The 16,002-nt window shown below is 35.9% G+C and carries 12 protein-coding genes and 1 tRNA gene; 9 read left to right on the top strand and 4 right to left on the bottom strand.

From position 1 onward, the window contains the following. On the top strand, positions 1 to 764 hold a 764-nt coding region (locus BMW42_RS02330), incomplete at its 5' end, for an IS5 family transposase (RefSeq protein ID WP_092766277.1). Between the two features lie 407 nt (positions 765 to 1,171). Here the strand turns inward: BMW42_RS02330 and BMW42_RS02320 are convergent. Continuing rightward, positions 1,172 to 6,289 carry a hypothetical protein gene (locus BMW42_RS02320; protein ID WP_092766249.1) on the bottom strand — a complete coding sequence of 1,706 codons (5,118 nt, stop codon included), beginning with the start codon at positions 6,287 to 6,289 and terminating at the stop codon, positions 1,172 to 1,174. Between the two features lie 82 nt (positions 6,290 to 6,371). Continuing rightward, positions 6,372 to 7,442, bottom strand: a complete 1,071-nt coding sequence (locus tag BMW42_RS02315) for a hypothetical protein (protein WP_143047391.1) — start codon at positions 7,440 to 7,442, stop codon at positions 6,372 to 6,374. A 110-nt stretch (positions 7,443 to 7,552) separates the two neighbouring features. On the opposite strand from BMW42_RS02315, the gene BMW42_RS02310 reads away from it, so the two are divergent. Genes BMW42_RS02310 through BMW42_RS02290 form a run of 6 tightly spaced genes read left to right on the top strand, consistent with a single transcriptional unit; the run spans position 7,553 to position 13,499 of the window. Further along, positions 7,553 to 7,738, top strand: a complete 186-nt coding sequence (locus BMW42_RS02310) for a hypothetical protein (protein WP_092766247.1) — start codon at positions 7,553 to 7,555, stop codon at positions 7,736 to 7,738. After that, positions 7,728 to 7,973: a hypothetical protein gene (locus BMW42_RS02305; RefSeq protein WP_092766246.1), complete on the top strand. Its 246-nt coding sequence runs from the start codon at positions 7,728 to 7,730 to the stop codon at positions 7,971 to 7,973. Before BMW42_RS02310 ends, BMW42_RS02305 begins: the two co-directional genes overlap by 11 nt. Before the next feature lie 2 nt (positions 7,974 to 7,975). Then, positions 7,976 to 9,772: a type IV secretion system DNA-binding domain-containing protein gene (locus tag BMW42_RS02300; RefSeq protein WP_092766245.1), complete on the top strand. Its 1,797-nt coding sequence runs from the start codon at positions 7,976 to 7,978 to the stop codon at positions 9,770 to 9,772. Further along, positions 9,769 to 12,237: a MobF family relaxase gene (gene mobF, locus BMW42_RS02295; RefSeq protein ID WP_092766244.1), complete on the top strand. Its 2,469-nt coding sequence runs from the start codon at positions 9,769 to 9,771 to the stop codon at positions 12,235 to 12,237. The genes BMW42_RS02300 and mobF overlap by 4 nt, the downstream gene beginning before the upstream one ends. Positions 12,238 to 12,252: 15 nt before the next feature. Then, positions 12,253 to 12,585 (top strand): helix-turn-helix domain-containing protein, encoded by a 333-nt coding sequence (locus tag BMW42_RS14950; RefSeq protein WP_416224306.1) that lies wholly within the window; start codon positions 12,253 to 12,255, stop codon positions 12,583 to 12,585. After that, on the top strand, positions 12,471 to 13,499 hold the full coding sequence (locus tag BMW42_RS02290) for a tyrosine-type recombinase/integrase (protein WP_416224310.1): 1,029 nt from the start codon (positions 12,471 to 12,473) through the stop codon (positions 13,497 to 13,499). The genes BMW42_RS14950 and BMW42_RS02290 overlap by 115 nt, the downstream gene beginning before the upstream one ends. 14 nt (positions 13,500 to 13,513) lie before the next feature. On the opposite strand, the gene BMW42_RS02285 is transcribed toward BMW42_RS02290, so the two are convergent. After that, a tRNA-Ile gene (locus BMW42_RS02285) sits at positions 13,514 to 13,590 on the bottom strand. A 328-nt stretch (positions 13,591 to 13,918) separates the two neighbouring features. On the opposite strand from BMW42_RS02285, the gene BMW42_RS02280 reads away from it, so the two are divergent. Then, positions 13,919 to 14,485, top strand: a complete 567-nt coding sequence (locus BMW42_RS02280; protein ID WP_171260667.1) for a 1-acyl-sn-glycerol-3-phosphate acyltransferase — start codon at positions 13,919 to 13,921, stop codon at positions 14,483 to 14,485. Between the two features lie 107 nt (positions 14,486 to 14,592). Further along, positions 14,593 to 15,342 (top strand): YebC/PmpR family DNA-binding transcriptional regulator, encoded by a 750-nt coding sequence (locus BMW42_RS02275; protein ID WP_035264495.1) that lies wholly within the window; start codon positions 14,593 to 14,595, stop codon positions 15,340 to 15,342. A gap of 82 nt (positions 15,343 to 15,424) precedes the next feature. Here the strand turns inward: BMW42_RS02275 and BMW42_RS02270 are convergent, their stop codons facing one another. Further along, positions 15,425 to 15,895, bottom strand: a complete 471-nt coding sequence (locus BMW42_RS02270; RefSeq protein ID WP_035264497.1) for an Lrp/AsnC family transcriptional regulator — start codon at positions 15,893 to 15,895, stop codon at positions 15,425 to 15,427. Positions 15,896 to 16,002 lie beyond the last annotated feature (107 nt).

Raw genomic sequence — 16,002 nt, 5'->3', positions numbered from 1 at the left:
AAACCTACTCCGACGCAGCCATCCAATGCTGCTTAATGATTAAATCCTTATTTCGTCTGTCTTTACGTATGGTCACTGGCTTTGTGCAAAGTCTGATTAAACTTTGCGGATTAAATTGGACAGCGCCAGATTACAGTACGCTTTGTAGAAGACAAAAGTATATTGATATTGCAATCAGCTACCAAAAAAGTAGCTATGGGCTGCATCTACTCATGGACTCTACAGGCTTGAAGTTTCTAGGTGAGGGCGAATGGAAACGCAAGAAACATGGACTTGGATATCGTCGCCAATGGCGTAAGCTACATATTGCTATAGATGTTGAAACTTTTCAAATACGTGCTATTCAGCTCACAACCAATAATATCAGTGATTCACAGGTACTAGGTGATTTACTTGATCAGATTCCACAAGATGAGCAGATTGACTCTGTTTATACCGATGGAGCTTATGACACCAAGCAATGCCGTCAGGCCATTGCAGATCGGCAAGCGCATGCGGTGATTCCACCTAGAAAAAATGCGAAACCATGGAAAGATAAAAAGAGAAGCTCACTAGAGCGAAATGAATTACTTCAAACAGTTAAACGTTTAGGTAGGACACTATGGAAAAAATGGTCAGGCTATCATCGCCGAAGTTTGGTTGAGACTAAAATGCACTGCATCAAATTATTAGGAGATAAACTCAGTGCAAGGAGCTTTGATAGCCAAGTCAATGAGGTTCATGCACGTGTAGCAGTCCTCAACAGATTTACGGAATTAGGTTGACCACTTACCCAAGTTACGCCTTAAATTTAGCTCAATTAGGGGCACTTTGCCTTTCAAATCTTTGTGCAACAAAGCCATTTAGGATACAAACAAGGATACACAGAGCGTGTTCCCATATGAAGTTATATGACGTTAAACAAAGCAATAAAAAAACCTTAACTCTTTTAGAATTAAGGGTTTGGATCTTATATAAAGCTATATAAGTATAAAATTTGGTGGGCCCAGACAGACTTGAACTGTCGACCAACGGATTATGAGTCCGAAACACACCAATATGTAAACTTATAAATCAATCACTTACATCGCTTGCCTGCGTATTTATCAATTGAAACCAATGTAACTAAAGCATATTTTATTAATGTCATGACACAAATGTGTCACACTATAAAAGAAATATGAACCATACTTTAAGCAGTAATTTTCCTAGAACGAACCAGATGTTCTCGTAGGTAATAGGCTCGTGCAGAACCCGTTTCTACGAGACCATCTAAGAGAACAAGACAAATCTTATACATTCTACGACTCAACATTCCTCGATTTTCTACTTGCAAATATCTTGCTATAGACATTTCTAAATAGAATGCAGTGTTAACCTGCTTTGCTATCAGAGCAGAGTCATTGGTAAATTTTTCAGCTAGAATTTGAATACCCTTGTCAAAAAACAAATCATAAAAATGATATATCAGCGAAGATAAAGCCATGAAAACATGACTGTTATTTGCAGATTGCTTAGCAAACCCAAGTAAATGCTCAACACCTTTTTCCATACATTTTCTATCACTTTCATGCCCTTGCCATGAAGTATCTGCATAAAGCTCCCCGCGTAGCAATTTATTTAAGTCACTCTGTAGGCCTTGATAAGGATCATTAACATCATTTAGAGCGATCTTATGTAATTCATGCTCTATAACTTTCCATAGTGACCATATAGCATCAAAATCATTTTCTTTCTCTGCAGCAACGTCAAATGATAATTTCACTGAATAAATAAAACTTGGTGCCCGTAAACACCCAGAAATTATTAGCTCTTTATAAGGCATAAAATTGTAATTCTTTGAATAGATAACATGTTCAACAAAAGTATCTTGAATATACTTTTTGATATCATGATTTATATTTTCATCATCATTTGACTTATAATTTTTGTATTCAGAGTCAAAAACAAAATTTACAATTTTTTTGATCAGATTAATTTGTTGAAGCTCTGTAGATCCAAGCGGAATCATTAACATAGGTAAATGAATAAACCATGATGAATGGCTTTCCAAGGAAATATCATCGACACTAAATTTAAAATCTCCCGCAATTAATTTGAGACGAAAATTTACTATCTGAGTTTTTTTATTTTCAAGGGCAACTTTTAATTTCTCTCCTTGTAAATAATAAAGCGCATGACTATCCATTTCCTCTTTTCTAAACTTAGCATATTCAACAACTCCACTTAGACAATCAGATGCTAATTTACTGTCAATTGGCCAAAGAAACTCTCTCACACCTTTGGCTGCCGAGGCACAAACATTAACATTTGGATGTGTTAAAGCTGTCGCTAAAGCAAGTTTTAAATTATCTATTCGCTCTGCATCTAGAGGTAATGCTAATAACTTTGGCAAAACAAAAGCGCATGCACTTGAACCGTAATGATCTGTTCGATCATACTGAGATGAACCTTCTGTAATATCCGCATGCATAAAGACTGCTTCCATAATTATACTTAAGCACCACTCTATGTTTTCACTACTTAAACTTTCTATATCATCACGAATGCAAACAGCCACCACAGTTGTAATTGTTTCAACTGCCATTTCTGAAAAATCATGAATTTTTCGATTTTGAAGATCGACTAATAATTGCTTTGCGGCTTCTAATCCCTCCTTATATGAAGCAAAATACTCTGACTTAAATTGTTTTTCTTTAAATAATATACTTGCCCATAAATTCAAACTAATTATTGAAATATTTGCACTATGCTTTTCCGTAACCTGCTTCTGATCTTGTTTTAAATCTTCAGGGAGTTCAGAGGAAGTTTTAAACACAATTCGATTATTTTCTTCATCATTAATAACATCCCAAGTTCTTGAATCTACTCTATGGACTAAATATCTAATATTTTTTTCATTCCTACCAGAAGCTTCAACTTTAAGCTGATCTATGATTTTTAATGCATCTTCTCGCAACTCAGAGTCTAATTGTAGTCTCATTAATAAGTTCTCTAATGACTCTCCTCTCCAAGGTCTAAGAGCTGCTTCTTTTCTCTCCTCTGCATAGACTTCACTCATTACATCATTTCGAAAATATCCAAACCAATTAAGCGTATTTTTGCCTCTTTCCTGTATCATTCGAGCCAAATCTAAAGAGTACATATCTGGATTATTTAGGATTGGAAATGCTGCTTTTCCAATCTTAGCTGGAAATCCAACAGCTACTGACGATAAAACAGAAGTAGTCATTACAGAGTTACTATTTTTTAATATATGATTATAAATCCACTCAATTTGATTTTCCTCACCACAATTACTAACATAGCCTATCAACCAATTTTCCAAAGCCATGAGAGCGCACTGTAGTATATTAGGTAAGGTCGATTGTCCTCGATAACCTTTCCATAAGTAAGGAGATGCGTACTGTTTTATAAGCATTTCATCGTTCAGTTTTAACTCAATTTGTTTGACTGTCACTTCACCTACATATAAATGTTCTGCTGAAGGATTTGCAAACTCAGATTGAGCATAAGTTTCTGCACTTAGATTGCATAATTCAAGAATAAAATCTAAACCCTTTCTAGGATGATATTTCAATAAATATATAAATGGTCCTTTTAAACCACTAGATGGAGAGAAATCTCTATCTTTATCGAGCCCAAAAGATTCATCTATCTCTATTCTGTTGTATCGTGACCACTCATCACTTTCTTTTTCTTGTAGTAACCATTCATGCATTGCTAGCTTAATAATAAAATCAGGCCGGTTCTTACATAACATTGGTACATGTATTCCAACTAAAGCTAAACTTGTTAATTGTTCTACATAACTCAATCTTCTAGGATTAACTTTAGAAACAAAAACATCTTGTACCATTAACTGATCAAATTCTGCTTCTATTGATGGAGAGACTTTAAGTAAAACACTAATGATTTTTTTTCTACCAATTTTATTTTGGTAATCATCCTTTAAAGGCTCTAATAACCAAAGAGCTATTAAACCAACGATTCTAGATTCTGTCGGAAGATCATCGTTAATGTTTATAGCACCATACCATTCATTAATTAACTCAATAATTTGATTATGGATAGATTTACTTAATTCATTTCTAACCTCGTAGATAAAATTAAATAGGGCTCCCCACCCTTTACCGTAAGGTACTAAAAATAACGTCCGGAGTATTCCAGATTTCTTATCTAATGTGAGTGAATCAGTAAAATGAGAATTTGGTTTTTGACAAGTAATTCTCAAAATAAAACAAAAACGAATCAATAAAGCACAATCATTATTAAGAAGATTATCTTTCATAGACTGTAAAAATATATTTGGAGAATTATGCTGTAAAATTGCCGCAATAGTTTCATCTTTCCAGAAACTTTCAATATTATCATTGGTTAATATATCATCAACAAAATCATAAGTAGATTCATCAAATTGCAATCGATGGTATAACCACAATCTAAAAGCTCTACATATAGCAGGCTCATTACCTATAGCAGATAAAAATTCATCCAAATTATCTATGTTATGTTCATATTTATCTTCAATAAATTCCTCTAATGCCCAATCCTCTAGTACATCATGGGGGAGGCTGATAGTTGAATTTTTTGAATCTCGATAAATTAAGTTATCCTCTTCAAGTTTAGATATTACTACTGGATCAAATTGATCTGCTGCAATACCAAACACCATTTTTTTTGCTCGCTGTGTAGCAATTTCAATAAATGTTTTTCTACGTTTTATTGGCATACCAAATTTTCGGTCTTGATCTTTAGCAATAACTGAAGACCAAACATTCTTTCTAAAATCAATTTCAGTATCACCTGTTTGAAATTGTGCGCCGTTACTTATCGCACGAACAGCAATATCAATAAAAAATGGTATCCGAAGAATATCTACTAATGCATCATTTGATATTAATGTTTTAAGCTCAGGAATATGTTCACAAACTAGTTGCACTTGTTCCTCAGAAAAACCTTCAATGTTTACACTGGTGAAATTGATCTGATTCTGTTGCAAAAAGTTAAAACAAAGCAGTTGAAACGCGTAATCACGTCCTGTCGCAATGATGGTCCATCCTTCCTGTTGACGGATAAACTGAAGTAAATCAATAAATGCTTCTTGATGGTCAAGTTCTAAAATTTTTTCAATAGACTCAATAACTAGAATTTTCTTAGGAAGTAAAGAAAAATATCCTTCAATTTGACCTAAGGTTGAACTCATACCGATAGATGAGAAAACATCATTAAGATGAGTTCGGTCTAAGTCTTCAGCTCTAAGATAAAAAACTGGGACATCCTTACCTTTGCTTGAAATAAAATCTTTTACTATGCCTGATTTTCCAGAACCTCTAGATCCTGTTACAAATACGAAATCACTTGTATCAAAAGCTTCTGAAATTTCTAGTAAATAATCATCTCTACTAACATGAAAGCCTTGGATTTTGTTTGAAATACCATCATAAATGTGACGTCCACGCTCTTGGAGTTTAAGAAAATCCATTTCAAAATTAACTTTACTATTAACTTGAAATAAATCTCTAACCTCTTGAGGAATATTTTCAAGCGTTAGTGTTCCTGCATTCTGGTTATATTCCTGAACACACGTAATGACTTTAGATAATATAAGTTCCGGTGATTCATTAGAATGACATTGAATAAGTGAACATAATAAGTGAGCAATTACCGAATGTTTAGCATCTAAATCAAAAGAAATTAGATAAAAAACTCGAAGAAATTCCCAAAACTGTTCGTCAGTTATTGCCTGACCACCATTAGCATGATCTAACTGCTTTCTTAAAGCCTCTAACTTTTTTAGCTTTGCTGCACTAGTAAATCCTTTAGTATTTGATTTTTTAATAAAGTCTGATGCACTTGATGAATACCTAGCCCATTCTAAGAGTGGAAGCATATTGGCTATATCCAGCTTAGGAAGTGGTCCTGTGATTAAAGCAATCGCATCATTTTTTTTATCAAAAGAATCCTTCTGGAAATCTTCCCATGCACTCTTTATAACATCTGAAAAAATAGAACTATTTTCATCACTTCCAATCGAGCCACTTATTGTTATTTCATGTTTTATTTGAGCATATAATTTACTTTTATTACCCAATTTATCTGATGCGACTAAAACAAAATCATCAGTATTCGAACCATCATATTTATTTTGGAATTTTAGTTCTTGAGGCCTCATATTTTGAGACAAACATGGAACACAAGATTGAGTAAGTAGTGCGATAGCAAATGATGCTTGAACTCTAGTTTCAAAATTTACACCGCCTCCACCTGTTGAAAACGGATTGCTTTGCTTTTTTGAGTCCGCGCTCATTTTACTACCCCCAATAAATATATAACGCTATAATTTTATGATGATTATAGCCAATTAAAATATTTGACACATACAATCAACTTTAAAGGCTTTTTCTTCTTTTATCATTCTTATAATGATTTCTTTGAAGCTCAATCCATATTTTTGCTTCCATATAAATATCTTCAATAAATAACGGTACCTGTGTGTCTTCAAACTCATTATCGAGTAGTAAATGGAATTTGGTTGTGAATTCATCCCAACTGTTAATGTCCGAAAGATCGGCAATATAAGGGCAAAGTTCACTGAGATATCCAAGCCATTTTGACTTACTCATTTCCCACTGTTCAGTAGTCATTTTATGGTCAACTGGCTTATTAAAATTTACAACTTCATATAATCTTCTTTCAGAATGAATTTGATCTATATATTGACGATCTTCCTCAGACATACTTTTAGCATTTTTTCTTGCACTTCGATAGAAAGAGTCATTCTCTTTACTAGACTTATGTCTCTCGCATAATAACTGTACATTTTTTCTTGATTTAATTTCAGGGAATCTTTGATCGTGAAGATTAGCCAAAACTTGTAGAGGTCTTTGTTTTCCGATCGATTTGACGCGTCTAAAACAATATGCACACCAATCTATTTGTTCTCGACGATCATTAACCCTATGATGATCATCAAAATCTAGCCCCTTTTCTAAGATTTGTCCTTTAGAAAAAAAGTGGGTAATTTCATAAATTAAATGTAGAAATTCAACTAATTTTTTCGATTGACTCTTATCTTCTATATTTTGAGTCGACCATACTGCCTGATCTAATTTTAACGAGTGGAGATTGTAGACTTTATAAATTAATTCTGAAAAATCATAACACATAAATTTATCTGTAAGCATTTCTGTTAGATTTTCTGTCACTCCAAAATTATATAAGTCTTTTTTAATTGTTGGAAATTTTTCAAGGTAGTAAGAAAATTTTTCTGAAAATATTTCACAAAATAGAGGCAAAATATTTAATTTACCAAATGCTTTTGTGCCTCTCTTTGCTACGATAATTTTATTTTCCATTATCAGTTTCTTAAGCTTTGAAAACTCTATTTCACAATCTGCTCGACGGGCATCTCTTTCCAAATTCCCATTTAAAAAAGCCTCAGTATATTGGTCAAATGACACTTTTCGATTCCTATAAAAAACTTGAAAATACAATTTTCCGAATAATTGCATAGAGAGTATAAAAACAAAAAAAATAAGATCAGCTTATCTTAATCACTAGATGAGTACTTATGAATAAAACAATTAAGAACCCAAATGAAATTGATTTGGGAATAGTTATACACCTGACGCCAACTTTGGCAAAAGGCACCAAAATTCATGGCATTGGCTGTAACCATTCTACACAGTTCACATTACAAATCAACGCCTTATGGACTGTTACACAGTTACTCCTTGGAGAGACAAATGAAAACTAAACCAATTGCGGTCCGAGTACCTCTCGCGCTTGCAATTTCTCTTGAGAGACAAGCTGAACGTGAAGCAATAACTGTAGCTGATGTGGTTCGTCATATTCTGGCTACTAGCCAATCGAGTCACAAGGATCTCCTATTAGAAAAACTTATGGCAATTGAAACTCAAATGAAATTGTTACGCCAAGGTCAAAATCAAATTATCAACAAACTTTCTGAATTTGATGTTGAAGGAAACTAAACATGAAAAATGAACTAAATAAAAATCAAGAATTTCGATTTGAGCAGGGCGCGGTTATTACAGGGATTACTTTCCTGGCTACGTCTGTAGCACTTCAATTTCTCTCTTGGAATATACAAATACCTATGACACAGGATATCGTGTGGACAGATTGGTCGTTGTTACCAAAAGCCTTATGGGGATGCACGTTGTCAACATTGGGTATGGAGACCAAATCATGGTTAGAAATTGCAGCACTGCTGAATATGTCTGGCTATAAAACCTTATTCCTCTGGCATTTTTACATGCCATTAGTTATAGCATTACCTATCTCAGGTTTTCTAGGTTATGCATGTTCGAAGCCTCGTGATCAATATCATGCGAGAGGAAATGTGCTGTTATCAGGTAAAGAAGCTGTCAGTTATGCAAAACGTAAAGTAAAGGTTCTTGATAAGCAAGCTCAGTCTGCTGATTTGCCTACTGGTATGTTGATTCACCCACAAATCCGACTACCCAAAGCGGCTGAAACCAAAGGTATAGCATTTATCGGCGCACCAAGTGCCGGTAAAACCCAGATCATGAAACAAATGTTGCTAGATACATTGGAACAACAATCTAATGCAAAAATACTGTTACTTGATAATAAAGGAGATTTTACTGAATTATTTAGTAAAGACCAATCTACTATTCTAGCATTATGGGACAATCGTGGTGTTGCGTGGGATATCTCAAAAGATATCTTAACTGAGACTGATGCAGGTCTACTAGCTCATGCAATGATCCCAAGAGTACAAGGTGAAAATGCTGTATTCAGCGATGCAAGTAGAGTCGCATTAATTGGTTATATCGTTTGTTTACAGCGCAGACATGGTGTGCATTGGGATTGGAGGCTTTTAGCTGAGTGTCTCGAATGGTCACGTGGACAAACTATCACAGAGTTTCAAAAATATTATCCGTCCGGACTTAAGATTTTCCGAGAAGATAGCAAAACAAGTGATAGTGTTGAATTTAATTTAATGTCGAATTTATCTCATTTACGCCAATTCTCTCAGGCTTGGCCATCGACAAATGGTGGGTTTAGCTTGAGAGAATGGATTAAAGATAACTCTCAAGAAAGACCAATTCTTTTATTACAAGTGAGTAAAGCTTTCCCAACTATTAGTGACACTTATATTTGTTCAGTATTGAGTGTGCTCAGCCAACTTATTTTGTCTCCTACATTTTCGGATTCTTCATCAAAGCGTATCCATTTTGTCCTCGATGAAATTGCTCAAGTCCCCTATATTGAACAATTAAAAAATTTAGCTGCGCTTGGAAGAAGTAAAGGTGCTTGCATTTGGTTGGGCATTCAAGATTTTGATTTACTTGTAGATAACTATGGACAGCATGAAGTCAACTCGCTCATTGGTATGATGCAGACAAAAATCATTTTAAGTATGGGATCGGGCACTGGTGCTGATTTTGCATCAAAACTGATTGGTGATCGTGAAATCTTCACACAGGATTTTGATGAAACCGGCAACCGAATTCCATTGACGCAAGCACAACGATTGGTTGCACCGTCTGAAATTTCACAATTATCACAACCTACACTACAAAGCGGCATCCATGGATGGATAACAATAACTGGCTGGGACGCTGTACTTCGCTTGAATTGGCCTATCAAAAAGTTTGAAAAAGTCCGTGAAGGTATAGAACTCGCTGAATGGATTGATCGAAATCCTGTTGCAAGTGTCACTGATCATGTGGTTCAAGCCACTGTTTCTTCGGATAAAAAACGCTTGATTAAAAAAAGCAAGGATTCGGAGAATGAGTCATGATGAGTTTTAAATCTATCTCTAGTAGCTCACAAGTGGCAACGTATTATGAAAGTTTGGCAACTGAAGATTACTATGAATTGGGTGGAGAGCCATCCGGATATTGGTTAGGGCAATTACAATCTACACTCTATCTCAATGGTGAACTAAGTTTAGGTGAATTAGGAAAAATGTTACAAGGCTATCATCCTATATCGGGTGAGGCTTTGGCCTCAAATGCTGGTGAGTCACATAAATCAGGATGGGATATGACATTTTCTGCCCCTAAAAGTGTCTCAACCGCTTGGGCATTGGCTGATGCTGAAACCAAAACAGCAATTCAAAATGCACAAAAAAAGGCAGTTGAAGCTGGGGTTAGATTCCTTGAAAAATACGCATTTAGTAACCGTGATCGTGAAGAAATGTCAGGTTCAATCAATCAGGTTATTGCCGCTGCATACGAACACAGTACGAGTCGCTCACAAGACCCACAATTACATACCCATGTCCTTGTTGCCAATCTTGGTTTACGAGCAGATGGTTCAGTGTGTGCAATTGATTTTGATTCAAGATGGAAGTTGGCAACAGGTGCTGTTTATCGTGCCGAACTAGCATATGAATTACAGAAACTCGGTTTTAATATTGAGCCAGAGATGAATAAGTCATTTTCTATTAATGGCATCCCGAAAAACCTATGTGATGCCTTTTCTAAACGTAGAACAGCCATCCTTGAACAAGCCGAAATACATGGTGTAACTAGTGCGCAAGGTATGCAAATTGCTACTTTTGCTACTCGTGAAAACAAAACAGGTGAAATTTCACGTTCTCAGCTATTTGCACAATGGCAAAGTGAAGCAATGCAATTGGGCTATCAATCTAATTTAGTGCAGCAATGCCAAAATTTTCTATCAACAGAGCATTCACTACTAACTCCAATGGAAATATTTGGCGAATTGCATCAACAAATGTCTACCTTTACACCACAGCAATTGTATCATGCGGTAGCCGTTGCAGCCCAAGGTCATAAGAATTTTGAGGGTATTAACCAGTATGTTGATGAGATATTGAAAAATTCTGAATTGGTACGACTACAATCTATAAACCCTAGATTAGATCGAGGGCTTGATCAAACCGAGTTGCGTTTTACCACGCGAACACAAATCGCTTTAGAAAAGCATTTACTTGACCAAGCAAAACAACGACAACACGAAACGCAGCATCAAATTGTTTTTGATCCCCTCTTGATTAAACATGCTAATTTGACCAGAGAGCAGAGAGTAGCTTTAGAACATATCACAACTCAATTTGGTGGCGTCAAAATTATTCAAGGTATGGCTGGCACAGGGAAAGGCTACTTGCTCGGTGTTGCACATCTAGCATGGGAAAATGTAGGTTTAGACGTACGAGGTGCAACTCTTGCAGCAAAAGCAGCCCAAGGTCTACAAGAATCTACACAAATTCCATCGCAAACTTTGCATTCATTGATTCATCAACTCAATACTAAAAAAACAGAACTGACAAATAAAACAGTATTGGTGATTGATGAAGCTGGCATGGTTGGGTCAAGACAATTAGCACAAATACTTGATTATGCAGATCAAGTAAAGGCAAAAGTTGTTTTGATTGGTGATTCACAGCAACTACAACCAATTGATGCAGGTGGGGCTTTTCGTTTACTGGCACAAAATCTTGGCTATGCCTCTTTGCAAAATATTCAACGTCAGAAAGAATTAGTAGATCGAAAAATTGTTATGCAATTGGCATCAGGACAAAGCCAACAAGCTCTCGATTTGATGCGAAAGCAAGGAAAATTGCATGTTCAACCTATTCAAGAAGAAACAATACGAAAATTGGTGGAGGATTGGTGGCAAACCAAATTAGAACAGCCTTCTGCATCTACTTTGATGCTGGCTGGAACACGAAGTGATTTATATCAACTCAACCAAGCAGCTCGTTTAAAAATGCATAAATCAGGACAATTGGGTGCAAGTTGTGAGGTTGAAACTATTCACAACAATGTACATTCTTTCCGTGAATTCGCCGTAGGTGATCGGATTCTATTTTACAAGAACCAACGTAGGTTGGGAATCACCAATGGTGATGTCGGGATACTGAAAAAGATTCAGATTAATCAAGATGGTCATTGGCAATTTCAGGTTGAACGAGAAGATAGCAAAATAGTTGAATTCAGTTTAACTGATGATGAAAACATAAAATCAGCCTACACAGCAATTGACCATGCTTATGCTTTATCCGTACATAAGGCGCAAGGTATGACAGTGGATCAAGCCTTTGTGTTGACTTCAAATTTAATGGTCGATCGGGAATGGAGCTATGTTGCAGCTAGTCGAGCCAGACATCGAACCCATTTCTATTGCACTGTAGAAAATGAGCAACAGCTTGAACAAAAAATGGGACGATCAAAGCAAAAAGATACCAGTCTAGATTATGCAGTAAGTCCTGACGCTCAGTATCAGATCGAACTATAGAAAGAGGTGAAGCACATGAAAACGCTAAGCCTTCTCGAAGCAGCAGCTCTTCTGCACATGCACCCTGAGGAACTGCGTAGAAGAGCCAAATTAGGCCAAATTCCAGCAGCTAAACCAGCGAAATTGTGGGTATTTATAGAAGATGATCTTGCTGAATATTTACGCTCGCTTTATGCTAATCCTAGGCAAGCGTTGCAAGTGACTTCACCAACGGAGTTAAAAAAATGTCACTTATCAAACGCAACAACACTTGGTGGGTCGACTTCACCACACCAGGCGGTAAGCGCATTAGACGTACTACTGCAACGGAAAACAAAATCGAAGCGCAAGAATTCCATGATCGATTAAAAGCTGAATTTTGGCGAGTACAAAAACTGGGGGATAAACCGACTTATACTTGGGATCAAGCTGGTATAAGGTGGTTAGATGAAACTCAGCATAAAAGTACGCACCAAGACGATGTCAGTAAATTAACTTGGTTACAGCAATTTCTTCGAGGGAAAATCCTAATGGATATTTCTCGCGACGATATTATTTCGATAGGAGAAATTAAAAAACGAGAAGCGAGTGCTGCAACTGCAAATCGATACCTTGCCTTAATTCGAGCAATTCTTAATAAGGCTTGTAATGAGTGGGAATGGATTGATAAAGCACCGAAAGTAAGAATGTATAAAGAAATCAAACGCCGTGTTAGATGGATTACGGCTGATCAGGTTAAGATTTTACTTGATGAGCTACCTCACCATCAGAAAATAGTAACGGTATTTGCTCTTTCAACTGGACTAAGACAAGCCAATATCTTAAATCTTACTTGGCAACAAGTTGATTTAAAGCGAAAAACGGCATGGATTTACGGTGATCAAGCAAAAGGTAAAGAAGATATCCATGTTTCATTAAGTGAACATGTAGTTAATTTGCTTAAAAGTCAGCTTGGGAATCATCCAGAATATGTTTTTACATACCGTAAAAAGCCTATTGGAAATATAAATACACGGGCTTGGCGGAAAGCTTTAGAACGAGCTGGAATAGTCAACTTTCGTTGGCATGATCTAAGACATACTTGGGCGAGCTGGTTAGTACAAAATGGCACACCCTTATATGATCTTCAGGAGATGGGCGGTTGGCAAAGTTCTGAGATGGTCAGAAGGTATGCTCACTTAGCTCCAGCAAACTTAAGTAGACATGCTGAAGTTGTAAGCTCCATGCTTTATGGCACAAATGTGCCACAGCCTGAAATTAAAAAGGACTTACAATTACTGTAAGTCCTTAAAAAATTTGGTGGGCCCAGACAGACTTGAACTGTCGACCAACGGATTATGAGTCCGCTGCTCTAACCAACTGAGCTATAGGCCCTATAAATACTGATTTCTCAAGTATTTTCGAATCAGAATACTAGCCAATATCAAATTCAAAAACAAGGTTTTTCATTTTTTTATCTTCAGCTTGACCAAAATTTATTCATCGCAGTTTACAAATCACGTACGATCTTGATCATCTATAGAATTTCAGTCACAAATATGTGAAAAATTATGAATTTTCGGTAAGCGTCGAGGATGTAAAGTTTGCAGATAAAATCTAAATTTAGTAGTCAATTTTTCTATAATTTATTACTAAAGGGATTGAATTTTTTAAAATGAAGTAAGAAACTCTGCCATATAAAATTCAAATATCTCTGTGAATCATGAAAAAACACATTGCCGAAATGGCATTTAAACTTGCTGGTGTCAAATATCATGTTGAACCGAATGTTCTTGGTGATAAACAAGTCATTATCGGTTTTGAACATACCACGATGATGGATGCTGTACTCTCAATCGCACTGTTTCAAATCTATGATATCCCGATTCACACACTAATTAAAAAAGAACTATTCAAAGGACCTTTTAAGCCAATTCTAGAAGGAGTTGGCGGTATTCCAGTTGACCGTCACTCAAATAAAGATATCGTGGCGCAAATGGTTGAACACTTCAATTCCAATGATAAATTTAATCTCGTAATTGCTCCTGAAGCGACTCGTGCAAAAAATGGTGAGCAACGTAAACCGATCCGCACTGGTTTTTGGCATATCGCAAAAGCGGCAAACGTCCCTATCGTTTTCTTGTTTGTAAACCAAAAAACTAAACAAGGCGGAATTTTTGGCAAAATCATGCCATCAGAGTTAGATCATGATTTGAAATTGATTCAGGAACTTTATAAGGCATATACAGGTTTAGACATTATTATTCCTGAACCGAAGAATAAAGCCTGATCTTGATCAATTGCTAAAATAAGGGTCTTTATTAAAAAAAAGCCCTTATGGTAGAATTTCGCAGATTTGATTAGGCATAAGGCCAATCTACAAGGAGCATATTTCGCATGGCGGGTCATTCCAAGTGGGCCAATATTAAGCATCGTAAAGCTAAACAAGATGCTAGTCGTGGTAAAGTTTTCACAAAATATATTCGTGAAATTGTTACAGCTGCAAAACTCGGTGGTCCAGATGCAGCAAGCAACCCACGTCTTCGTGCAGTTGTTGAAAAAGCATTGTCCGTTAACATGACTCGTGATGTCATCAACCGTGCCATTCAGCGTGGTGCTGGTGGTGAAGACAATGATGATTTAAAGGAAGTCACATACGAAGGTTATGGTGTTGGTGGTGTAGCCGTTATTGTGGAGACAATGACTGATAACTTAAACCGTACCGTACCAGATGTTCGTCACTGCTTCTCTAAAACAGATGGTAACTTAGGTACTAACGGCTCAGTTGCTTTCCTTTTCACAAAACGTGGTGAAATTACTTTTGAAGATGTTTCTTTAGAAGACCAAATTATGGACGTTGCGTTGGAAGCTGGTGCAGAAGACATTGAAGTGACAGAAGATGAAATTCTTGTGATCACTACACCAGAGTCTTTTGGTACAGTGCAAGATGCTTTAGCGGCTGCAGGTTTAAAATCTGACAATGCAGAAGTGGTGATGAACCCTTCAACTAAAGCAGAAATCACAGATATCGATCAAGCGAAAAAAATCATGAAAATGATTGATATGCTTGAAGATTTAGATGATGTTCAAAACGTATATACCAACGTTGAATTCTCTGAAGAAGTTTTAGCACAATTGGATGCTTAATCTATATTCAGAATTAGAAAAACGCACCTTCAGGTGCGTTTTTTTATAACTGATGGTCGTCTTTATTTTGTATTTGCTTGAATTATGCTTTACTCAATAAACCATGACAGTTAAATACATCATATTCTTTAATGACAAAGCTTGAATGCAATGCCACAACATGATCAATTTTACCAATGCGCTGTAACAAAATCTGGCTATAATTTTCCATATCACGAGCAACAACTTCTATAATAAAATCAGCAGATTGCCCTGTGACTAAAAAAGCATTGATCACTTCAGGAATACTTTTAAGTTCATCTAAAAATTTTGCAAAAGTATCTGAGTCATGCTTACTCAATGATACTTGTAACAACACATGTAAATTAAACCCCAATTTTTGATAATTAATATCACGCTTTAAATTTGTCATGATATTGGTTTCAATGAGGTGTTTAATACGACGGTGCACTGAACTTACAGACAGGTTAATACGCTCCGAAAGCTCGTTCAGATTCAAATCTTCATGCGTAAGAATTTCTAAAATTTGTTTATCGTAACGATCTAATTCCATCTTCTTCTCAATATTTTCATGGCACAAAATGATTATGCGTTATTTTTTCAAAAATATCGATTAAAATGAAAATAAATTAACCAATCAGACAATATAACAGAAAATAT

Origin of the sequence: Acinetobacter sp. DSM 11652 (genome assembly GCF_900109815.1) — a bacterium.
Classification (GTDB): domain Bacteria; phylum Pseudomonadota; class Gammaproteobacteria; order Pseudomonadales; family Moraxellaceae; genus Acinetobacter.
Note: the sequence above shows the minus strand (reverse complement) of the source record. Positions and strands in the feature narration are given on the sequence as shown.

Excerpts from the sequence above, each read along its gene's own strand:
- mobF (WP_092766244.1), top strand. The coding sequence starts at position 9,769 with ATGATGAGTTTTAAATCTATCTCTAGTAGCTCACAAGTGGCAACGTAT.
- BMW42_RS02270 (WP_035264497.1), bottom strand. The coding sequence starts at position 15,895 with ATGGAATTAGATCGTTACGATAAACAAATTTTAGAAATTCTTACGCAT.
- BMW42_RS14950 (WP_416224306.1), top strand. The coding sequence starts at position 12,253 with ATGAAAACGCTAAGCCTTCTCGAAGCAGCAGCTCTTCTGCACATGCAC.
- BMW42_RS02280 (WP_171260667.1), top strand. The coding sequence starts at position 13,919 with ATGAAAAAACACATTGCCGAAATGGCATTTAAACTTGCTGGTGTCAAA.
- BMW42_RS02310 (WP_092766247.1), top strand. The coding sequence starts at position 7,553 with ATGAATAAAACAATTAAGAACCCAAATGAAATTGATTTGGGAATAGTT.
- BMW42_RS02305 (WP_092766246.1), top strand. The coding sequence starts at position 7,728 with ATGAAAACTAAACCAATTGCGGTCCGAGTACCTCTCGCGCTTGCAATT.
- BMW42_RS02320 (WP_092766249.1), bottom strand. The coding sequence starts at position 6,289 with ATGAGCGCGGACTCAAAAAAGCAAAGCAATCCGTTTTCAACAGGTGGA.
- BMW42_RS02300 (WP_092766245.1), top strand. The coding sequence starts at position 7,976 with ATGAAAAATGAACTAAATAAAAATCAAGAATTTCGATTTGAGCAGGGC.
- BMW42_RS02275 (WP_035264495.1), top strand. The coding sequence starts at position 14,593 with ATGGCGGGTCATTCCAAGTGGGCCAATATTAAGCATCGTAAAGCTAAA.